This is a genomic window from Nocardioides sp. SLBN-35 (assembly GCF_006715725.1).
In the GTDB taxonomy this organism is placed as follows: Bacteria; Actinomycetota; Actinomycetes; order Propionibacteriales; family Nocardioidaceae; genus Nocardioides.
In genome coordinates, this window is sequence record NZ_VFNU01000001.1 from 3,817,045 (window position 1) to 3,836,729 (window position 19,685).

Below are 19,685 nucleotides of genomic sequence, written 5' to 3' on the forward strand. Positions count from 1 at the left end.
GTGACCCGCTACAGCTCCGCCGAGCTCGCCCGCGGCGCGCTCGGCGCCCTGCTCGGGATCGCCGTCGCCGGCGCGACCGCCCGGGCCGTGCCCGGCGGCCCCGAGCTGTTGCCGTTCATCGTGGCGCCGATGGGCGCGTGCGCGGTGCTGCTGTTCGCGGTGCCCGCCAGTCCCCTCGCCCAGCCATGGCCGGTGCTCGGCGGCAACCTGGTCTCGACGGCGATCGGCCTGGCCGCGCACCTGGTCGTGGACGACGTCCTGCTCGCCGCGGCCTTCGGCGTCGGGGCCGCGATCGGCGCGATGATGCTGCTCGGCTGCCTGCACCCGCCCGGGGGCGCGTGCGCGCTGCTGGCCGCCACCGCCACCCCCGCCATCCACGAGCAGGGGTTCCTCTTCGTCCTCACGCCGGTGGCCGTGAACACGCTCGTGCTGCTGCTGATCGCGATCGCGGTGAACAACCTGAGCGGGCGGAGGTACCCGCACCGGCCGGCCGCGGCCGCCGCCTCCCCCGCCGCCGCGGCCCTCGGCATCACCACGCCCGACGTCGAGCAGGCGATGAAGCGCCTCGCCGACCGGCTCGACGTACTGCCCGCCGACATCGTCTCGATCGTGCGCGACGCCGAGACCCACGCCCTCGACCGGCGGCTCGGCTCGATCCCGGTCTCGCGGATCATGAACACCGACGTCGTGGTCGTGCACCCCTTCGAGTCGATCTACCGCGCCCGAACCCTGCTCGTGCAGCGCCAGGTCAAGACCCTGCCGGTCGTCGACGCCGAACGGCACGTGGTCGGGGTGGTCTCGATCATCGACCTGTTCACCCGCGACATCGTCGAGCTGGAGTCGGTCGACTCGATCATGCGGACCGACGTCACCACCATCGCCGCCGACACCCCCGTTGCCGACCTGGTCCCGATCATGACGACCGAGGGGTACAAGAACGTCCCCGTGGTCGACGACGAGGGCCGGCTCGTCGGCATGATCACCCGCGGCGAGCTGATCGCCGTGCTGCACCGCGCGCTCCTCGGCGCCACCTGATCCGCTCGTCACGTCCGGCACCGGTCACACCGTCACGTGCGGGGTGATCTGCTCGAGCGTCTTGGCGCCGATCCCGTCGACCTCGAGCAGCTCGTCGACGCTGGTGAACCCGCCGTGGGCGTCGCGCCAGGCGATGATCGACTGGGCGGTGACCGGGCCGACCTGGGGCAGGGACTCGAGCTCGGCCTGACCGGCGGTGTTGAGGTTGACCAGCGGGCCGGGCGGCGCACCGCTCCCGGTCCCCGAGGCACCCGTGGCGCCCGGGGCTGCCTGCGGCCGGGCCGGGCCGCCGACCACGATCTGCTCGCCGTCGACCAGCACCCGGGCCAGGTTGAGCGGAGTCAGGTCGACCCCCTTGCGCGGGCCGCCGGCCGCCGCGAGCGCGTCGGTCACCCGCGCCCCCGCATCGAGTACGACGATCCCGGGCCGCCGCACCTCGCCCGCCACGTCGACCGTCACCCTCCCCACACTCGGGGCCGGCGCACCCACAGCACCCGAGGCGGACGGGACCGTCGCGCCCGGGGCGGCGGGTGTGGTCGCGACGAGCGGGGCGGTCGGCTCCGCCGCGACCGGCGCGAGCGCCTCGGGGCGATCGCGCAGCACCCACCAGGTGGTCACGGCCAGGCCGAGAGCGACAGCGAGCGCCACGACCGCGACCTGGGCCATCCCGAGGGCGGGGAGCCGGTCGGCGAGCGGAGCGAGCACGGTGCGCGGGTGGGGTCGCGGTCGTCGGCGGCGGGCTGCGTGACGGCCCGGCTCGGGCAGCGCCGGCGCCTCCCGAGGCTCCGGCGGCGCCGCTGCCCGGGACGCCCGGGACGCCGGGGACGCCTGCGGCACCAGGCTCAGCGAAGGCCGGGCGTCAGGCTGGTCGGCCACCCGGGTGTGGTCGGCCCACCAGGGCTCGACCGGCTCGGCCACGTCCCCGGGCGCCTCCGGGGTGGCCGCCGGCGCGACCCCGAGGTCGGCGGCGATCAGCGCCAGCCGGCGCGCCGCGGCATCGGCGGCGGGCGGGTCGGGGCGGGCGGCGGAGCGTCGTACGGACATGGCGGCACGCTAGGTCGGCCTCCGGTCATCGAGCCGCCGGAGCGAGCCGGCCTGGGGATGACCAGCACCCCGAGCCCCGCCTGTGGACAGCCGACGTCCCCGCCCGTGACTGGAGTGACGCCGGAGCGCTCAGAGCACCGGCGCCACACAGATCGCCAGCATCCCCGGTCCGACATGCGCACCGAGCACCCCGCCGAGCTCGACGCAGCGCACGACCTCGCCCGACCGGGCCGGCACGACCTGGTCGCCCAGCGCCTCGGCGAGCCGCTCGGCCAGCGCGGAGGCCCGCTCCTCGGCGGCGAGGTGGGCGACGCACACCTCGACGGGGACGTCCCCGGCCGCCTCCACCGCCAGCGCCTCGAGGCGGGCGATCGCCTTGGCTGCGGTGCGGACCTTGGCCTGGGGCGAGATCACGCCGTCGACGATGCCGAGCAGCGGCTTGACCGCGAGCGCCCCGCCGAAGACGGCGGCGGCAGCACCGACCCGGCCACCACGGCGGAGGTACTCGAGGGTGTTGACGTAGAAGAGCGAGGCCGCCGAGGCGGCCCGGGCCCGCGCCGCCTCGGCGGCCTCGGCGGCCGTGCCGCCGCGCGAGATGACGTCGAGGGCCGACTCGACGGCGTACCCCGTGGCGACCCCGACCTGGCGCGAGTCGACGCAGGTCACCGGGACCGGAGCCTGCCGTGACGCGACCAGCGCCGACTCGAAGGTGCCGCTGACCTCGGCAGAGAGGTGGATCGACACGATCTCCGTCGCGCCCTCGGCGGCGAGGCGGTCGTAGAGGTCCGCGAACACCGCGGGCGAGGCCCGCGAGGTGCTGACGGCGCGCTTCTCCTTCAGCGCGACGGCGAGCCGCTCGGGAGTGACCTCTTCGGCACCCTCGTCGTAGACGTCGTCGTCGATCACCACCTGCAGCGGTACGACGTGCACCCCGCTGGCCTCCGCGACCTCGGCCGGGACGGTCGAGGTGGAGTCGGTGACCACGACGATCGACATGCGCTGAGGCTAGCGGCTCACGACTCAGAGCCCGAGCAGGGCGGGCGCACAGCCCAGCTCGCGGACAGCCGCCTCGAGCCACAGCCGCGGGATGGTCTCGACGGGTACGTCGCGGTCGCCGAGCGTGGCGGACACGGACAGCCCGTCGAGCAGAGCCGACAGCCGCAGGACGGCGTCGGCGGGCGCCGCGGTCGTGAAGCAGCCCTCCCGCACGCCCTGGTCGATCACCTCGCGCAGGGTGGCGCGCCACCGCGCCTCCAGGCCGGCACACAGTGCGGCCGTGGCGGGGTCGCGCATCGCCCGCACCCAGAACTCCATCCACAGCGTCCACGCGGGGATGCCGGTCACCGGGTCACCGGAGCGCTCGACGAGCAGCCGCAGCCGCTCGGGGGCGGGTCGGTCGGCGCCGTTGTCGTCGAGGCTGCGGTAGTAGCGGTCCTCAGACTCCTCCATCGCGGCCGCGACCAGGCCGTCGAGGGTGCTGAAGTGGTAGAGCACCAGGCCGGTGCTCACCCCGGCGCGGCGCGCGATCTCGAGCGTGCGCGTGCCGGCCAGCCCGTGGTCGCGGATCACGTCGAGGGTCGCGTCGATGATCCGGCGTCGCCGCGAGTCCGCCTCAGCCATCGCCCGTCCAGCTCAGACGACGATGTTGACGAGCTTCGGCGCCCGCACGATCACCTTGCGCACCGCACGCCCGTCGATCGCCTTGACGACCGCCGGGTCGGCGAGCGCCGCGGCCTCGAGGTCGGCCTCGCTGATGTCGGGCGCGACCTCCAGGCGGCCGCGGACCTTGCCCTGGATCTGGACGACGGCGGTGACCGCGTCCTCGACCAGCAGGGCGGGGTCGACGGTGGGCCAGGCGGCCTGGGCGACGGACGGCTCGTGGCCGAGCCGGGCCCACATCTCCTCCGCGGTGTACGGCGCCACCAGGGACAGCAGGATCGCGACCGTCTCCGCGGCCTCGCGCACGGCCGGGTCCTCGGGACCGCACCCGCTGTCGATGGCCTTGCGGGTCGCGTTGACCAGCTCCATCGTGCGTGCGACGACCACGTTGAACCGGTAGGAGTCGAGCAGGTGCGCGGCCTCCTCCACCGTCTTGTGGGTGACCTTGCGCATCCCGACGTCACCGGTGGTCACGTCCACGTCCACGGCCGACGTCACGTCGCCGGACAGCCGCCACGCACGCTGCAGGAACTTCGCCGAGCCGGCCGGCGACACGTCGGCCCAGTCGATGTTGTCCTCGGGCGGGCTGGCGAAGACCAGCGTGAGCCGGACCGCGTCGACGCCGTACTCGTCGAGCTGGGCGCCCAGCGCGACACCGTTGCCCAGCGACTTGCTCATCTTGTGGCCGTTGTTGATGACGGTGCCCTGGGAGAGGTACGCCGAGAACGGCTCGTCCCAGTCGATCAGGCCCATGTCGCGCATCGCCTTGGTGAAGAAGCGTGCGTAGAGCAGGTGCAGCACGGCATGCTCGGAGCCGCCGAGGTAGAAGTCGACCGGCCCCCAGGCCTTGGCCAGCGCCGGGTCGAAGGCCTGCGTGCTGTCGTGGGGCGAGAGGTAGCGGAAGAAGTACCAGGACGAGTCCACGAAGGTGTCCATGGTGTCGGTGTCGCGGGTCGCCGGGCCGCCGCACGTCGGACAGCTGACGTTGACCCACTCGGTGGCCGCGCCCAGCGGCGAGGTGCCCTTGGGCTTGAGGTCGGCGCCGCGCAGCTCGGGCAGCTCGACGGGCAGCTGGTCCTCGGGGACCGGCACCTCACCACACGCAGCGCAGTGGATGATCGGGATCGGCGCGCCCCAGTAGCGCTGGCGGGACAGCAGCCAGTCGCGCAGCCGGAAGTTGACGGTGCCCTCGCCGTGGCCACTGGCCTCGACGGCGGCGATCGCCTTCGACACCTCGGCGGCCTTGTCGTAGGGCTGCTCGTCGTCGTAGACCGGCACGATCGGGAGCCCGAACTTCTCGGCGAACTCGCGGTCGCGGTCGTCGTGGGCGGGGACCGCCATGATCGCGCCGGTGCCGTAGTCGGCCAGCACGTAGTCGGCCGCCCAGACCGGGATCTGCTCGCCGGTCAGCGGGTTGGTGGCGCTCACGCCCAGGTCGACGCCGGTCTTGGGCCGGTCGGTGGCGAGCCGGTCGATGTCGGACGCCTTGCGTACGTCGGCGAGGTACTCCTCCAGCGCCTGGGCCCGCTCCGGCGCGACCAGCTGCTGGGCCAGCTTGGCATCGGCGGCGACGACCATGAAGGTCGCTCCGACCAGGGTGTCGGGACGCGTGGTGAAGACCGTGATCGGGTCGTGGCCCTCGACGTCGAAGGACACGTGGGCGCCCTCGGAGCGACCGATCCAGTTGCGCTGCGCGTTGACGACCTTGGGGATCCAGCTGTCCTGCAGGTCATCGAGCGAGTCGTAGAGCTCCTGCGCGTAGGCGGTGGTCCGGAAGTACCACTGCGTGAGCTCCTTCTTGGTGACCTCGGCGCCGCAGCGCTCGCAGGTGCCGTCGGCCAGCACCTGCTCGTTGGCCAGCACGGTCTGGTCGTTGGGGCACCAGTTGACGGCCGAGTTCTTCCGGTAGGCCAGGCCCTGCTCACGCAGCTTGAGGAAGATCCACTGGGTCCACTTGTAGTACTCGGGGTCCGAGGTGTGCAGGCGGCGCGACCAGTCGAAGCTCAGGCCGTACTTCTTGAAGGAGGAGAACTGGGTCTCGATGTTGGCGTAGGTGTAGGTCGCCGGGTGCTCGTCGTTCTTGATCGCGGCGTTCTCGGCGGGCAGGCCGAAGGAGTCCCAGCCCATCGGGTTGAGGACCTCGAACCCGCGGAACCTCTTGTAGCGGCACAGGACGTCGTGCAGCGCCATCACCTCGGCGTGCCCCATGTGCAGGTCGCCGCTCGGGTAGGGGAACATCGTCAGCCCGTAGAACTTGGGCCTCTCACCGGCGAGCACGGCCGCGTCGTCGGCCCGGAAGGCGTCGAGGCGCTCCCACACGGGAAGCCACTTCGCCTCGACGGCATGCGCGTCGTAGTGGACCTCGGGGGATGCAGCCGTTTCACTCACGACCAAAGGATAGTCGTCGGCGAGCGCGGGTCAGGCCACGGCCTCACCTGTCTGGACACGCCACAGCGCGGCGTAGGCGCCGTCGCGCGCGACCAGCTCGTCGTGGGTGCCCGCCTCGGCCACCCGGCCACCGTCGAGGACCCAGATCCGGTGGGCGTGCCGGACCGTCGAGAGCCGGTGGGCGACCACGATCGTGGTGCACCGCTCCCCCGCCCGGCGCAGGGACTGCTGGATGGCGGCCTCCGTCTCGTTGTCGACCGCGCTGGTGGCCTCGTCGAGGACGAGCAGGGCCGGCTCGCGCAGCAGGGCGCGGGCCAGCGCGATCCGCTGCCGCTGCCCGCCGGACAGCGTGATGCCGCGCTCGCCCACCCACGCGTCGTACCCGCCGTCGAGGCGCTCGATGAACTCCGCGGCCGCCGCAGCCTCGGCTGCGTCGCGGACCTCCTCGCGGGACGCGTCGGGCCGGCCGTAGGCGATGTTGTCGGCGATCGTGCCGCTGAACAGGTAGACGTCCTGGGCGACGTAGCCCATCGAGCCGCGCAGCGAGTCCCAGTCGAGGTCGCGCACGTCGGTGCCGTCGAGCAGCACCTGTCCGGCGCGCGGGTCGTCGAAGCGCAGCACCAGCCGCAACAGCGAGGACTTGCCGGCGCCGGTGGGGCCGACGATCGCGTGCGTCTCGCCCGCCGGTACGACGAGGTCCAGGTCGTGCAGCACGTCCGGGCCCTCGGCGTACCCGGCCCGGACACCGCGCAGCTCGATCCGGCCGCCCACCGGCTTCGCCAGGCTCGCCGAGCCCGCGGGCACGTCGACCGGCTCGGCCAGCAGCGCGAGGATCCGCACGGTCGAGGCGCGGCCGCGCTGGTAGAGGTCGAGCACCTCGGCCACCTCGGTCAGCGGCCACAGCAGCCGCTGGGTCATGAACACCAGGACCGAGTACAGGCCGACCTCGAGGCGCCCGTCGAGCGTCGCCCAGCCGCCGAGCAGCAGGGTGCAGGTGAAGCCGGCGAGGATCGCCATGCGCACCAGCGGGACGAAGGCGGCCGAGGACCGGATCGCGCGCAGGTTCGCATCGCGGTAGGCCGAGGACACCGCCGTGATCCGGTCGTGCTCACGGTCCTCTGCCGTGAAGGACTTGATGGTCGCGATGCCGGCGAGGTTGGCGCTGAGGGCACCGGACAGGTCGCCCACCCGGGCCCGCACCTCGTCGTACAACGGCTCGAGGCGGCGCTGGAAGACCAGCGAGCCGACCACGATGAGCGGGATCGGAAGGAACGCGTAGAGCAGCAGCTCCCAGGACGCGATCGCGAACACGATGCCGACCAACAGGACGTTGAGGGCGGTCTGCAGGATCGCCTTGAGGCCGACGTCGAGCATCCGCTCGAGCTGGTTGACGTCGTCGTTGAGAGTGGCCAGTGTCGCGCCCTGCGGTCGGGCCTCGTGCCAGCCCAGGTGGAGGTGCTGCGCGTGGTCGTAGGCCTCGACCCGCAAGTCATGCTCGATGCCCTGCGCGAGGCCTCGCCACAGGACGTCGGCGGCGTACTCCGAGGCGGACTCGACGATCCACACGACGAGGTTGATCACCGCGAGCCAGCCCAGCTGGGCGTAGCGGGACTCGACGCCGAGCAGGTCGCCGACGAAGGAGTCGGCGCCACGGACCACGACGTCGACGGCGGCGCCGATCAGCAGCTCGGGCACGACGTCGGCGACCTTGTTCAGGGTCGACATCGCGACGGCGAGCACGAACCGGCCGCGGTAGCGCCGGTAGCGCTGCCACAGGGCCGCCAGGGGGCGGTCGACGACCGGTTCCACCGGGTCTCCTCCTCGAGGTCAGGGAAGTTAGGTGAACCTTAGTTGGTGGGCGCCGCCGACCGGCAGGTGGGGCCGCTACCGTGCCTCCATGACCGTCACCGATCTCTTCCGCCTCGACGGCAAGGTCGCCGTCGTCACCGGCGCCAGCTCCGGGCTGGGCGTCGACTTCGCCAAGGCGCTCGCCGAGGCCGGCGCGGACGTCGCCCTCGGCGCGCGTCGCGCCGACCGGCTCGCCGACACCGCCGCCCTCGTCGAGGCCGCGGGCCGCCGCGCGCTCGGCGTCGCCACCGACGTCGCCGACCCCGCCTCCTGCCAGGCACTGGTCGACGCGACCATGGCGGAGTTCGGCCGGGTCGACATCCTGGTCAACAACGCGGGTGTCGGGACCGCCGTACCCGCGACGCGGGAGACGCCCGAGCAGTTCAGCCAGGTCATCGACATCAACCTCAACGGCAGCTACTGGATGGCCCAGGCGTGCGGCCGCGTGATGCAGCCCGGCTCCAGCATCATCAACATCTCCTCGGTGCTCGGCATCACCACCGCCGGCCTCCCCCAGGCCGCGTACGCCGCCTCGAAGGCCGGTGTGATCGGCCTGACCCGCGACCTGGCCCAGCAGTGGACCGGCCGCAAGGGCATCCGGGTCAACGCGATCGCGCCGGGCTTCTTCGCCTCGGAGATGACCGACAGCTACCCGCCGGGCTACCTCGACTCCCAGCAGGCGCGGATCCCCGCCGGCCGCAAGGGCGACCCCCGCGAGCTGGCCGCCACCGTGGTCTTCCTCGCCTCCGACGCCGCCGGCTACGTCACCGGCCAGACCCTCCCCGTCGACGGCGGGATGACCATCACCTGACCCCCGGCCCCCGCCGACCCGGCGCGAAGTTGCCCGGGAATTGCGCCGACCCGGCAGAAAGTGTCTTGACGAGAAAGACTCTTTCTGCCGGGTCGGCGGGTTCTGAGGGCCAGTTCGCGCCGGGTCGGTGGGCGGGGCTACTCGTTGACGAGGACCGGGACGCCGATGGCCGCGGTGACGGCCTGGCCGCGCAGCCGCTTCGGTACGACGATCGCGAACTCCTCGTGCTCCGAGGGCGGACCCTCGTCGTGATGGGTGCCCTCGTCGAGGTGGTGGGTGTAACGGCCGCGGCCGAGCAGCGCGCCCGAGGCGTCGTAGAAGCCTGCCAGCACCTGCAGCTCGAGCAGGTCGGAGACATCGGTGGTGACATCGAGTGAGCCGACAACACGCTCGCCGTCGAAGGCGAGCTCCCCGAACCGGAAGCGGTCGTCGAAGGGCCCGGGAATGTGGCCGACGGCGCCTGCCGAGGCTGGTGCCGCGGTGGCGATGCCGGGCAGGTCGGGCTCGCCGGTCGGGGCCGGCAGGTCGGGGAAGCTGGTGACGACCACCGGGCTCGGGGTGCTCGTCGAGGGGTCGGAGGCGGCGGAGCCGCCACCGTTCCCGGCGCCGCCGCAACCCGCGAGAGCGAGGGCGGCGGCGACCGAGACGGCAGTGGTGCGGAGTCTCATGGTCAGCGCACGTGCACCTTGACGGCCGGAGACGTCGACGGGTCGTACGACGTGCTGCCGGCGTACTCCGCCCTGAGCTTGTGCTTGCCCTTCTTCAGCCTGACCTTCACCTTGACGGTGGAGCCCGACACGGCGACGGTCCTGATGACCTTGCCCTTGTCGAGGATCCTCACCGACCCCGTGGCGGCGGCCGGGGCCACGGTGACCTTGACGGTCGCCTTCTTGCCCACCTTGACCGTCTTCGGTGCCTTGATCGCGGTCGTCGACGCAGCCTTGGCCGGAGATGCCGAGCCGTCGAGGTTCAGCGCGGTGCGGACGATGCCGAACAGGTCGGTGTTGTCGATCTCGGCGCTGATCGCGGACGAGCCTGGACCGTAGGCGAAGACGGGGACGTCGGCGCCGGTGTGGTTGCCCGACAGGTAGGTGAGCCACAGGCTGGCTGCGGCGTCGCCGTCGTGGACCGAGGCAGGGTCGTCCTTCGTGCGGAAGGTGGCCGGGGCGAACTCGGTGCGGCCGGCGTCCTTGGCCTGGTTGCCCGGTCGCGACGGGGTCGAGTTGTTGGCGGCGTTGCCACCGTCGACGTTGACCGGGAGGTGGTCGGCCTCGGCGTTGGTGAAGGTGCCCTTCTCGATGATGTTGAAGCCCGCGCACTCGTGGTCGGCGGTCACGATCACCAGGGTGTTGCCGTCGGACTTGGCGAAGTCGAGTGCGACCTTGACGGCGTCGTCGAACGCCTTGATCTCCTCCAGCGTCTGTGCGGCGTCGTTGGCGTGCGAGCGCTTGTCGATGAGCGCGCCCTCGACCTGCAGGTAGAAGCCCTTGCCGCCGTTCGCGTCGCTCTTGGACTTGAGCAGGCTGATCGCCTTGCTGGTCATCTCGGCGACGGTCGGCTCCAGCGCCTGCGGGGAGGCGGGGTTGTCCTGCTTGGACTTCTCGACGGTCAGGTTGCCCTTGTTGAAGAGGCCGAAGACCTTCTGCCCGCTCGCACCGTCGAGGTCGCTCTCGGTCGCGACGGTCTGGGTGCCCGGCGAGCCGAGCACGGTGTAGCCGTTCGCCTTGAGCGCGGTCTCGTCCGCGGCGTCGAACCGGGCGAGTCCACCACCGAGGATGACGTCGGCGGTCTGGTTCCGCGCGATCTGGTCGGCGATCGGGGTGACCCGGAGGTCGCTCGTCGGCAGGTCGGCGCCGGTGATGGCGTTGTCCTGGCAGCTGGCGGAGTAGCTCGGGCCCTGGCAACCGCGCGCGAGCGCGTGCGACATCTGGCCGGCCGGCGTGGCGTCGGTGATCTCCGCGGTCGACACGTTGCCCGTCGCGAGGCCGGCGGCGTGCGCCTGCTCCATGACGGTCGGCGCCAGGTTGCCCTTCGCGTCGATGCCGAGCGCCGCGTTGTAGGTCTTGACGCCCGAGGACCACGCGGTGGCGGCCGAGGCCGAGTCGGTGACCAGGTTGGGGTGGAAGTCGGCCGCGCCGGGCTGGCCGGAGTTCTTCTCGACGGCGTACGTCGACACCTGGCCCACCACCGGCATCGTCTCCATGTTCAGCTTGCCGTCGGCGCCGTAGTACCGCTCCCGGCCCGCCGTCACGTGAGTGCGGCCCATGCCGTCGCCCAGCAGGTAGATGACGTTCTTGGCCTTGCCCGCGGCGGGCTCGGCAGCAGCCTGGTTGGTCAGGCCCGCACCGATGCCGGTGGTACCGGCCAGCAGCACGGCCGCCAGTGCGGTCGTCTTGATGCGAGATCGCATGCTCGGGATGTCCCTTTCCTCCGCGCCGCTGTTCGGCACGATCGTCGGGAGGCTAGGGATCCCTCGTCAACCGGTCGCCAGCAGCGGTTGGCCGCCAGGCGTGCACGAGGTGAACGGCTCGTTCCGCCGTTCCGAGGCGGAGGTGGCCGGCTACCGGACCGGGTGGTGGCTGGTGATCGAGATCCGGTTGAACGCGTTCATCGTGATCGCGACCCAGGCGACAGCGCTGTAGGCGTCGTCGCCCAGCACCGCACGCGCCTCGTCCTCGGCGTAACGACGCTCGTCGGGCTCCGGCAGCCGGGTGATCGACTCCGCGAGCTGCAGCGCGGCCCGCTCCTGCTCGGAGAACAGGGCGGTCTCGGCCCAGGCGTCGAGGACGATCAGCCGTCGCTCCGACTCCCCCGCCTCGACGGCGCGGCGGCGGTGGAGGTCGAGGCAGTAGGCGCAGCCGTTGATCTGCGAGACCCGGATGTTGACCAGCTCGAGGAGCCTCCGGTCCAGGCCGGCAGCCTCTGCGGCCGCGCCCACCTCGAGGGCCAGGTCGGCCGCCGCCTGGTAGGACGTCGGGTGCGACTTGTCGAGGTAGACGTTGCGACGCCGCTCGGCGGTGCTCACAGCGCGGGGTCGGTGATGTCGTCGTACTCGGGGTGCTTGGTCAGCCACCGGGCGACGTAGGGGCAGTGCGCGATGATCCGCTTGCCCTGCTCGCGGACGTCGGCCAGCGCCGCGGCGACCAGCTCGCCGGCGAGGCCGCGGCCGCCGTACGCGTCGTCGACCTCGGTGTGGACGAAGTCGACGTGCTCGTCGTCCGGCAGGCGGTACTGCGTGAACCCGGCGAGCGTCTCGCCGTCGCGGATCTCGTAGCGGTGCTTGGCGGGGGCGTGGACGTAGGCGATGCCGCTGTTGTCCGGGCCGTCGGTCATGCGGGGTCCCCGACAAGTTGTTCGCTGGAGGAGCGGAGCGGGGGAAGCGAAGAACTTGGTGGGGTGCTCATGCGGACATCCTGCCGGTAGGTCCCTGAAAAGGCACGGAGGCCGCCCCGGACGGGGCGGCCTCCGCTCACGACACCGGAGGAGTCATGCGCTCAGCGCAGGTCCCAGCGGTCAGCGTCCATGACCTTGGTCCACGCGGCGACGAAGTCGTTGACGAACTTCTCCTTCGCGTCGTCGCTGGCGTATACCTCGGCGAGCGCGCGCAGCTCGGAGTTCGAGGCGAACACCAGGTCGTTGCGGCTGCCGGTCCAGGTCGCGCCGGACTCGGTGGTGGCCGCGAACACCTCCTGCGAGGAGTCCGTGGGGGTCCACGTCGTACCGAGGTCGAGCAGGTTGACGAAGTAGTCGTTCGTCAGCACACCCGGGTTGTCGGTGAGGACACCGAGGTCCGAGCCGTCCCAGTTGGTGCCGAGCACGCGGAGGCCGCCGATGAGGGCGGTGAGCTCCGGCGCGCTGACGCCGAGGAGGTTGGCGCGGTCGACCAGCGTGAACTCGGCCGGGAACCGGCTCGACTTCGCAAGGTAGTTGCGGAACCCGTCGGCCTTGGGCTCGAGATAGTTGGTCAGCTCGATGTCGGTCTGCTCCTGGGTGGCGTCGCCGCGACCGGTCGTGGTGGTGACCGTGACGTCGAAGCCGGCCGCCTTGGCAGCCTGCTCGACGCCCACCGAGCCGGCGACCACGATGGTGTCGGCCAGCGAAGCGCCCTGTGCGGTGGCGATCTCCTGGAGCTTCGCGAGCACCGCGGCCAGCTCGGCCGGACGGTTGATCGCCCACGACTTCTGCGGTTCCAGCGCGATGCGGGCCCCGTTGGCGCCGCCGCGCTTGTCAGAGCTGCGGTACGTCGATGCAGAGGCCCAGGCGGTCGAGACCAACTGGGACACCGACAGCCCGGCGCCGGCGACGGCCTGCTTGAGCTCGGCGACCTGTGCGTCGGTGAGCGCGGTGCCGGCCGGGATCGGGTCCTGCCAGATGAAGTCCTCGGCCGGAACCTCGGCGCCGAGGTAGCGCGCCTTCGGGCCCATGTCGCGGTGGGTCAGCTTGAACCAGGCGCGACCGAACGCGTCCGCGAACGCTGCCTGGTCCTCCTTGAACCGCAGGGAGATCTGACGCATCTCCGGGTCCTCGCGCAGCGCGAGGTCGGAGGTGAGCATGCGCGGCTCACGCTTGGCGTCGCCGAACGACTCGGGCACCAGGTCGGCGCCGCCGTTGTTCTTCGGGCGCCACTGGTTGGCACCGGCTGGCGACTGGAAGAGCTCCCACTCGTAGGCGAAGAGGATGTGGAAGAACTCGTTGTCCCAGCGGGTCGGGTGGTAGGTCCAGGTGACCTCGAGGCCCGAAGTGATGGCGTCGATGCCCTTGCCGGACTTGTACGACGAGCGCCAACCCAGGCCCTGCTCCTCGATCGGGGCGGCCTCCGGCTCGGGACCGACGAGCCCGGCGTCGCCGGCACCGTGAGTCTTTCCGAAGGTGTGGCCACCGGCGATGAGCGCGACGGTCTCCTCAACGGTCATCCCCATCCGGCCGAACGTGTCCTTGATGTCGACCGCCGACGCCAGCGGGTCCGGGTTGCCGTTGGGGCCCTCGGGGTTGACGTAGATGAGGCCCATCTGAACCGCGGCGAGCGGGTCCTCGAGATCGCGCTCACCGGTGTAGCGCTTGTCGTCGAGCCACTCCGACTCGGGACCCCAGTAGACGTCGTCGTCGGCCTCCCACACGTCGGGACGGCCTCCGGCGAACCCGAAGGTCGAGAAGCCCATCTCCTCGAGCGCGACGTTGCCGGCCAGGATCATCAGGTCGCCCCACGACAGCGCTCGGCCGTACTTCTTCTTCACCGGCCACAGCAGGCGGCGGGCCTTGTCGAGGTTGCCGTTGTCGGGCCAGGAGTTGATCGGCGCGAAGCGCTGCTGACCGTGGCCACCGCCGCCGCGACCATCCTGGGCGCGGTAGGTGCCGGCAGAGTGCCAGGCCATGCGGACGTAGAGCGGGCCGTAGTTGCCGAAGTCCGCCGGCCAGAAGTCCTTCGAGTCGGTCAACGTCGCGGCGATGTCGGCCTTGACGGCGGCCAGGTCGAGGCCGAGGAAGGCGGCCTTGTAGTCGAAGTCGCCACCGAAGGGGTCGGCCACGGCCGGGTTCTTGGCGAGGATCTTGAGGTTCAGCTTGTTGGGCCACCACTGCTGGTTGGCCGAGCCCTGGGTCGGGTGGGTCAGACCGTGCATGACCGGGCACTTGGCCTGCGGCTGCTCGGCATCCTGCGGCTCCTCGCTGACGAGAGGCTCGGTGTGCTGGGTGTTGTCGGGCATCGGGGTTCCTTCCGGGACCTACTGGGGGCGGGATGTGCAGTCGGGGCAGAGGCCCCAATAGATGACCTCGGCCTCGTCGATGACGAACCCGTGGGAGTCGGACGCGGTCAGGCACGGCACGTGGCCGACCGCGCAGTCCACGTCGGCGATGGACCCGCAGGTCCGGCACACGACGTGGTGATGGTTGTCGCCGGTGCGGGTCTCGTAGCGCGCGACCGACCCGGCGGGCTTGATGCTGCGCACCAGTCCGGCGTGGGTCAGCGTGTGCAACGAGTCGTACACCGCCTGGTGGGACACCTCCGGCAGCAGCGCGCGCGCCGCGGAGATGATGGACTCGGTGTCCGCGTGGGGGTGCTGGTGCACCGCCTCGAGGACCGCGAGCCGGGGTCGGGTGACCCGGAGCTCGACGTCCCGCAGCTGTTGCTGGAAGTCGGGCGCCGTCATGGCACCCAGCATGCCACTTTTCTTGAACGAGTCAAGACTTCGCGTGGGTGTGTCCGGACTGCAGCCGGACCGCCCGGGTACCGCCCCGCCATGGACATCTCACCTGCCTGGCTCATCCTGGGCGTCGTCGTCGCCGCGTTCATCGTCGGAGGCATGATCTGGGCCTTCGTCGCCGACCGCCGGCGCAACGAGCGGGTCGCCCACGACACGGACCGCTTCGACCAGCCGGCGAACCCGGCCGACCCCACGCCGCCGTCGGGTCGGACCGGACCAGGCCGCGAGCGACTGCACGTCGACCCCGAGTACCGCGACCCCAGCGAGCGCTGACCACCTCCCGACAAGGAGCACGACCGACTCCCGTCCGAGGGAGCCGGTCGTGCGCTGGCGTCGTCGGCCTCAGCCCTCCGCGACCCGCAGCGCGCGCGGACGCGGGACTGCGCCGGGCGCCCAGTAGGCACGGTCGTGGTGCACCAGCGGGGCGGTCGCCGGCCCGAGCTCGACACGCTCGACCTCGAGCAGTACCAACCAGGACCCACCCGCGGGGATGACGTGAGCGGGGCACCCGCGGAAGGTCGCGACCGCGTCGGGCAGCACCAGCCGCCCGTCGTCGCGGACCCAGCCCTGGGCGGCGGTGAAGCGCTCGGCCTCCCGATCGGCGTACGTCGCGGCGAGGTCGGCTTGCGTCGCCGCCAGCACGAACACCGAGAGCGCGTCGCAGCCGACGAGCTGCGGCCCCACGCTGCTCGCCCGCGCCAGCGAGAAGGACAGCAGCGGCGGCTCGACACTGACCGAGGCGAGACTCGACACGGTGGCGCCGACCGGCCCGACCGGGGTCTCCCCCACGACGAGCGCCACACCGGCGGCATGACGGCGGAAGCCGGCCTTGAGCTGGTCTGCGAGGGATCCGTTCACGGATGAAACGCTAGAACCTCAACAGCGCTTGAGGTCCACCGATCATGGCGGACGTCACACCGCGCGCACCACGCGCTACCGTCGCGTCATGGCACACAGGATGCGGGTCCGCCGCTCGATCGCCCGTGGCGCGCTCAAGGTGACGCGGTGGCGACTGGTCGGCGACGTCCCCGAGGCGGGGATCCTGGTCGGCGCACCGCACACCTCCCAGTGGGACTGGGTCGCCATGCTGATGATCGCGTGGGCCAACGGCGCCCGGCCGCGGGTGCTCGTCGCCGCGCACTACTTCGACGGGCCGGTCGGCTGGGTGCTGCGGCGCACCGGTGGGATCCCGCTGGACCGCTCCAGCCCGGGCGCCACCGTCCGGGCGCTGCTGAAGGCCGCCGAGGAGGACGACGCCTTCCAGCTCGTGATCGCACCGGAGGGCACCCGCAGCAAGGGCGAGTTCTGGAAGCCGGGCTTCTACCGGATCTCCGAGCAGACCGGGCTGCCGGTCACCCTCGGCTTCGTCGACGGCCCGACCCGCACGCTCGGGATGGGACCGAGCTTCCACCCCTCCGGCGACGTCGCCGCCGACATGGACCTGGTCCGCGCGTTCTACGCCGACAAGCAGGGCATCAAGCCCGAGCTGCGCACCGAGCCGCGGCTGCGCGAGGAGACCGCGGAGCCTCCTACCGACCGCTGACCCGATCGGCGAGTGTCGCGACCCACGACGTACGACGCCCGCCGCGCGCCTCCAGCCGGTCGGCCAGCCCGTACGCGCGGTAGAGGCCGTGGATCCCGAGCCAGCGCAACGGCTCCGGCTCCCAGGGCCGGGCCCGCTGGTCGACCCACGGCAGGGTGGTCCGCTCGGTCCGCTCGCCCGCGACCAGGTCGGCCAGTGTGCGTCCGGCCAGGTTGGTCGCGGTCACCCCGGTGCCGACGTACCCGCCGGCCCAGCCCCGGCCGCTCGCGGCGTCGTACCCGACCGTGGCGCGCCAGTTGCGCGGCACGCCCAGGACACCGCTCCACGCGTGGGCGATCCCGACCTCCCCGACCTGGGGGAACCAGGAGCAGAGCACCGCTCGCAGGTGCTGCACGGTGCGGTCGGGGATGTCGCCGTCGAGGTCGGTGCGCGAGCCGAAGCGGTAGGGGTTGCCGCGCCCGCCGATCGCGATCCGCCCGTCCGGGGTGCGCTGCGCGTAGGAGTAGACGTGGGCGAAGTCCTCGAGGGTGTCGTGGTGCGCCCACCCGATCTCCGCCCAGGCCAGCGGAGGCAGCGGGTCGGTGACGATCATCGAGGAGTTCATCGGCACCCAGGTACGCCGCTCCCCCGCCAGGCCGGCGGTGAAGCCCTCGGTGGCACGGATGACGTGACGCGCCCGGACCGTCCCGCGGTCGGTCTCCACCCACCCCGTGGCGATCCCGCGGACCGTCGTGCCCTCGTGGATCCGCACCCCCCGTTCGCGCACGACCCGGGCCAGGCCCTGCACCAGCCGGGCCGGGTTGATCCGCGCGCAGTGCGGCTCCCAGATCGCGGCTCGCGTCCCGGCGACCCGGATCCGCCGGTCCGCCTCGTCCGCGCCCAACAGCCGGGCCCCGGTCTCCGGCCACCGCGCCGCGGTCCGGGCCGCTTCGCGGGCACGGCCCGCCTGCGCGGCGTTGCGGGCGACCAGGAGGGTCCCGCCCCGCCGTACCTCAGCGTCGATGCCGTGCCGCTCCGCGACCGCGATCACCTCCTCGACCGCGTCGTTCATGGCGAGCTGGAAGCGGGCGACGTCGGTGCGCGGGTGGGTGCGCGCATAGCCGTCGAGCCCGCCGGTCACCGACGCCGAGAGCCACCCGCCGTTGCGCCCCGACGCGCCGTACCCGGCGAACCGCTGCTCGACGACCCGCACGTCGAGGTCGGGCCGCAGCCCGGCGAGGTAGTACGCCGTCCACAGCCCGGTGTAGCCCGCACCGACGATCACGACGTCGGCCTCGACGTCGCCGGCCAAGGGGTCCTGCGGCTCGGGGATGCCGAGGTCGGCCCACCAGTAGGAAACGCCACCCGTCGTCCGTGCGCCCGTCGCTCCCGTCACGCGGGCGAGCCTAGGGCCCAGGCGATGAGGTGCGCCGCGCGACGCTCTCCGCGAGTCCGTGGGCGGACGAGGTCATCGTTCCAGCGCGGTGCAGCGACTCTCCGCAGCCTCCACCACGTTGCTCAGGAGCATCGCCCGTGTCATCGGTCCGACCCCGCCGGGGTTCGGCGAGACCCAGCCGGCGACCTGGCGGACGTCGGGCGCGACGTCGCCCGCGATCTTGCCCTCATCAGTTCGTGACACCCCGACGTCGAGGACGACGGCGCCGGCCTTGAGCATGTCCGCAGTGATGATTCCGGGCACGCCCGCTGCCGCCACCACGATGTCGGCGGCACGGGTGTGCGCGGCCAGGTCGCGAGTCCCGGTGTGGCACAGCGTCACCGTCGCGTTCTCGGTACGCCGGGTCAGGAGCAGCCCGAGTGGCCTTCCGACCGTGATTCCGCGCCCCACGACCACCACCTCCGCGCCGCCGAGCTCCACCCCGTGGCGGTGCAGGAGCTCGACGATTCCGTTCGGAGTGCAGGGCAGGGGTGCCCGACGGCCGAGCACCAGCCAGCCGAGGTTCGTGGGATGCAGGCCGTCGGCGTCCTTGTCGGGGTCGATGAGCCCCAGGACGGCGTTCTCGTCGATGTGCGCCGGCAGCGGCAGCTGCACGATGTAGCCGGTGCAGGCCGGATCGGCGTTCAGCCGCAGCACCGCCTCCTCGACGGTGGCTTGGGAGGCATCGGCCGGGAGATCGATCCTGATCGACTCGATGCCGACCTCGGCACAGTCGCGATGCTTGCCGGAGACGTACCAGGCCGATCCGGGGTCGGCGCCGACGAGGATCGTGCCGAGCCCGGGTACGACCCCGTGCTCGCGCAGTTTCTCCACCCGCGCGGAGAGCTCAGCCTTGATCGCGGCAGCGGTCGCGACACCGTCGAGGATGCGCGCGCTCACGCGAAGACCACCGTGCGCGCACCGACCAGGAGGACGCGATCCTCGGCGTGCCGCCGTACGGCCCTCGACAGCACGGTGCGCTCGACGTCGCGGCCCAGAGCGACCAGCTGGTCGGCGGTGTAGGCGTGGCTGACGCGGTGGACGTCTTGCTCGATGATCGGCCCCTCGTCGAGATCGGCGGTGACGTAGTGGCCGGTCGCCCCGATCAGCTTCACGCCGCGGGCATGGGCCTGGTGGTACGGCTTGGCACCCTTGAATCCCGGGAGGAACGAGTGGTGGATGTTGATGACCCGCCCGGAGAGCTGGGCACACAGGTCGTCGGACAGCACCTGCATGTAGCGGGCCAGGACGACGAAGTCGATCCGGTGCTGCTCCACGAGGGTCAGCAGGTCGCTCTCTGCCTGCGCCTTGGTCTCCTTCGTCACCGGCACGTGGACGAACTCGATGCCGGCCTGCTCCGCGACCGGGGCGAGGTCGGGGTGGTTGGAGACGATGAGGGGGATGTCGACGGGCAGCTCTCCCGTGCGGTGGCGGTAGAGCAGATCGACGAGGCAGTGGTCGAACTTGGAGACCATGATCAGCACGCGCCGGCGGTGGCTCGCGTCACGCAGGCCGATGATCGGGTCGAAGTCGGCCAGTGCGTCGTCGAGGCTCCGGCGCACGGCCTCCACGCTCGCCTCGGGCGAGTCGAGCTCGGCGCGGAGGCAGAACGTGCCGGTGTCGGGGTCGGTGTACTGCTGGCTGTCGACGATGTTGCCCTTGACGTTGACGACGCCGTCGGCGAAGGCACGGACGATGCCGGGTTGGTCGGGGCAGCGCAGGGTGAGCACGTAGCTGTTCATG

Annotated in this window: 19 protein-coding genes; 4 read left to right on the forward strand and 15 right to left on the reverse strand. The window is 72.0% G+C overall.

Annotation, left to right across the window (positions count from 1 at the left end; genetic code table 11):
* Entirely contained in the window at window positions 1-1,035 is a 1,035-nt protein-coding gene (locus tag FBY23_RS18430; RefSeq protein ID WP_141799471.1) for an HPP family protein, read from the forward strand.
* Window positions 1,036-1,059: 24 nt separating this feature from the next.
* On the opposite strand, the gene FBY23_RS26350 is transcribed toward FBY23_RS18430, so the two are convergent.
* The 5 genes from FBY23_RS26350 to FBY23_RS18455 all read right to left on the reverse strand — a co-directional run bounded on the left by FBY23_RS26350 (window position 1,060) and on the right by FBY23_RS18455 (window position 7,935).
* Window positions 1,060-2,079: a helix-hairpin-helix domain-containing protein gene (locus FBY23_RS26350; protein ID WP_186348235.1), complete on the reverse strand. Its 1,020-nt coding sequence runs from the start codon at window positions 2,077-2,079 to the stop codon at window positions 1,060-1,062.
* A 129-nt stretch (window positions 2,080-2,208) separates the two neighbouring features.
* The gene (locus tag FBY23_RS18440; protein WP_141799472.1) at window positions 2,209-3,075 is read right to left on the reverse strand and encodes a DegV family protein; all 867 of its coding nucleotides are present in this window, start codon (window positions 3,073-3,075) and stop codon (window positions 2,209-2,211) included.
* A gap of 24 nt (window positions 3,076-3,099) precedes the next feature.
* Window positions 3,100-3,699, reverse strand: coding sequence for a TetR/AcrR family transcriptional regulator (locus FBY23_RS18445; protein ID WP_141799473.1), 600 nt, complete (start codon window positions 3,697-3,699; stop codon window positions 3,100-3,102).
* A gap of 12 nt (window positions 3,700-3,711) precedes the next feature.
* Window positions 3,712-6,126: a leucine--tRNA ligase gene (leuS, locus tag FBY23_RS18450; protein WP_174245228.1), complete on the reverse strand. Its 2,415-nt coding sequence runs from the start codon at window positions 6,124-6,126 to the stop codon at window positions 3,712-3,714.
* Between the two features lie 30 nt (window positions 6,127-6,156).
* Window positions 6,157-7,935: an ABC transporter ATP-binding protein gene (locus FBY23_RS18455; protein WP_260806082.1), complete on the reverse strand. Its 1,779-nt coding sequence runs from the start codon at window positions 7,933-7,935 to the stop codon at window positions 6,157-6,159.
* An 88-nt stretch (window positions 7,936-8,023) separates the two neighbouring features.
* Here FBY23_RS18455 and FBY23_RS18460 point away from each other — a divergent pair, with 88 nt between their 5' ends.
* Window positions 8,024-8,785 carry an SDR family NAD(P)-dependent oxidoreductase gene (locus FBY23_RS18460; protein WP_141799475.1) on the forward strand — a complete coding sequence of 254 codons (762 nt, stop codon included), beginning with the start codon at window positions 8,024-8,026 and terminating at the stop codon, window positions 8,783-8,785.
* Window positions 8,786-8,922: 137 nt separating this feature from the next.
* Here FBY23_RS18460 and FBY23_RS18465 read toward each other — a convergent pair whose 3' ends face one another.
* From FBY23_RS18465 to FBY23_RS18490, 6 genes are all read right to left on the reverse strand, one after another.
* Window positions 8,923-9,453 carry a hypothetical protein gene (locus FBY23_RS18465; RefSeq protein WP_141799476.1) on the reverse strand — a complete coding sequence of 177 codons (531 nt, stop codon included), beginning with the start codon at window positions 9,451-9,453 and terminating at the stop codon, window positions 8,923-8,925.
* Window positions 9,454-9,455: 2 nt separating this feature from the next.
* Window positions 9,456-11,195: an alkaline phosphatase gene (locus tag FBY23_RS18470; RefSeq protein ID WP_141799477.1), complete on the reverse strand. Its 1,740-nt coding sequence runs from the start codon at window positions 11,193-11,195 to the stop codon at window positions 9,456-9,458.
* 150 nt (window positions 11,196-11,345) lie between these two features.
* A complete protein-coding gene (locus FBY23_RS18475; RefSeq protein ID WP_141799478.1) occupies window positions 11,346-11,810 on the reverse strand; it encodes a carboxymuconolactone decarboxylase family protein in 465 nt (154 codons plus the stop codon).
* Window positions 11,807-12,118 (reverse strand): GNAT family N-acetyltransferase, encoded by a 312-nt coding sequence (locus FBY23_RS18480; protein ID WP_141799479.1) that lies wholly within the window; start codon window positions 12,116-12,118, stop codon window positions 11,807-11,809. The genes FBY23_RS18475 and FBY23_RS18480 overlap by 4 nt, the downstream gene beginning before the upstream one ends.
* A gap of 161 nt (window positions 12,119-12,279) precedes the next feature.
* Window positions 12,280-14,487, reverse strand: a complete 2,208-nt coding sequence (gene katG / locus FBY23_RS18485; RefSeq protein WP_141799480.1) for a catalase/peroxidase HPI — start codon at window positions 14,485-14,487, stop codon at window positions 12,280-12,282.
* A gap of 18 nt (window positions 14,488-14,505) precedes the next feature.
* Window positions 14,506-14,931, reverse strand: coding sequence for a Fur family transcriptional regulator (locus tag FBY23_RS18490; protein ID WP_141799481.1), 426 nt, complete (start codon window positions 14,929-14,931; stop codon window positions 14,506-14,508).
* Between the two features lie 90 nt (window positions 14,932-15,021).
* On the opposite strand from FBY23_RS18490, the gene FBY23_RS18495 reads away from it, so the two are divergent.
* Window positions 15,022-15,258 (forward strand): hypothetical protein, encoded by a 237-nt coding sequence (locus FBY23_RS18495; RefSeq protein ID WP_141799482.1) that lies wholly within the window; start codon window positions 15,022-15,024, stop codon window positions 15,256-15,258.
* 69 nt (window positions 15,259-15,327) lie between these two features.
* On the opposite strand, the gene FBY23_RS18500 is transcribed toward FBY23_RS18495, so the two are convergent.
* Entirely contained in the window at window positions 15,328-15,843 is a 516-nt protein-coding gene (locus FBY23_RS18500) for a flavin reductase family protein (RefSeq protein WP_141799483.1), read from the reverse strand.
* Window positions 15,844-15,931: 88 nt separating this feature from the next.
* Here FBY23_RS18500 and FBY23_RS18505 point away from each other — a divergent pair, with 88 nt between their 5' ends.
* The gene (locus FBY23_RS18505; protein WP_222117867.1) at window positions 15,932-16,528 is read left to right on the forward strand and encodes a 1-acyl-sn-glycerol-3-phosphate acyltransferase; all 597 of its coding nucleotides are present in this window, start codon (window positions 15,932-15,934) and stop codon (window positions 16,526-16,528) included.
* Here FBY23_RS18505 and FBY23_RS18510 read toward each other — a convergent pair.
* The 3 genes from FBY23_RS18510 to purU all read right to left on the reverse strand — a co-directional run bounded on the left by FBY23_RS18510 (window position 16,515) and on the right by purU (window position 19,684).
* A complete protein-coding gene (locus FBY23_RS18510) occupies window positions 16,515-17,903 on the reverse strand; it encodes an FAD-binding oxidoreductase (RefSeq protein ID WP_141799484.1) in 1,389 nt (462 codons plus the stop codon). The genes FBY23_RS18505 and FBY23_RS18510 overlap by 14 nt on opposite strands.
* A 72-nt stretch (window positions 17,904-17,975) precedes the next feature.
* Window positions 17,976-18,842 carry a bifunctional methylenetetrahydrofolate dehydrogenase/methenyltetrahydrofolate cyclohydrolase gene (locus tag FBY23_RS18515; protein ID WP_141799485.1) on the reverse strand — a complete coding sequence of 289 codons (867 nt, stop codon included), beginning with the start codon at window positions 18,840-18,842 and terminating at the stop codon, window positions 17,976-17,978.
* A complete protein-coding gene (gene purU, locus FBY23_RS18520; protein WP_141799486.1) occupies window positions 18,839-19,684 on the reverse strand; it encodes a formyltetrahydrofolate deformylase in 846 nt (281 codons plus the stop codon). The genes FBY23_RS18515 and purU overlap by 4 nt, the downstream gene beginning before the upstream one ends.
* Window position 19,685 lies beyond the last annotated feature (1 nt).

What these genes read in the sequence shown, in the direction of transcription:
- katG (WP_141799480.1), bottom strand. Translation starts at nt 14,487, where the DNA reads ATGCCCGACAACACCCAGCACACCGAGCCTCTCGTCAGCGAGGAGCCG.
- FBY23_RS18495 (WP_141799482.1), top strand. Translation starts at nt 15,022, where the DNA reads ATGGACATCTCACCTGCCTGGCTCATCCTGGGCGTCGTCGTCGCCGCG.
- FBY23_RS18470 (WP_141799477.1), bottom strand. Translation starts at nt 11,195, where the DNA reads ATGCGATCTCGCATCAAGACGACCGCACTGGCGGCCGTGCTGCTGGCC.
- FBY23_RS18505 (WP_222117867.1), top strand. Translation starts at nt 15,932, where the DNA reads ATGGCACACAGGATGCGGGTCCGCCGCTCGATCGCCCGTGGCGCGCTC.
- FBY23_RS18440 (WP_141799472.1), bottom strand. Translation starts at nt 3,075, where the DNA reads ATGTCGATCGTCGTGGTCACCGACTCCACCTCGACCGTCCCGGCCGAG.
- FBY23_RS18460 (WP_141799475.1), top strand. Translation starts at nt 8,024, where the DNA reads ATGACCGTCACCGATCTCTTCCGCCTCGACGGCAAGGTCGCCGTCGTC.
- FBY23_RS26350 (WP_186348235.1), bottom strand. Translation starts at nt 2,079, where the DNA reads ATGTCCGTACGACGCTCCGCCGCCCGCCCCGACCCGCCCGCCGCCGAT.
- FBY23_RS18480 (WP_141799479.1), bottom strand. Translation starts at nt 12,118, where the DNA reads ATGACCGACGGCCCGGACAACAGCGGCATCGCCTACGTCCACGCCCCC.
- purU (WP_141799486.1), bottom strand. Translation starts at nt 19,684, where the DNA reads ATGAACAGCTACGTGCTCACCCTGCGCTGCCCCGACCAACCCGGCATC.
- FBY23_RS18465 (WP_141799476.1), bottom strand. Translation starts at nt 9,453, where the DNA reads ATGAGACTCCGCACCACTGCCGTCTCGGTCGCCGCCGCCCTCGCTCTC.
- FBY23_RS18445 (WP_141799473.1), bottom strand. Translation starts at nt 3,699, where the DNA reads ATGGCTGAGGCGGACTCGCGGCGACGCCGGATCATCGACGCGACCCTC.
- FBY23_RS18490 (WP_141799481.1), bottom strand. Translation starts at nt 14,931, where the DNA reads ATGACGGCGCCCGACTTCCAGCAACAGCTGCGGGACGTCGAGCTCCGG.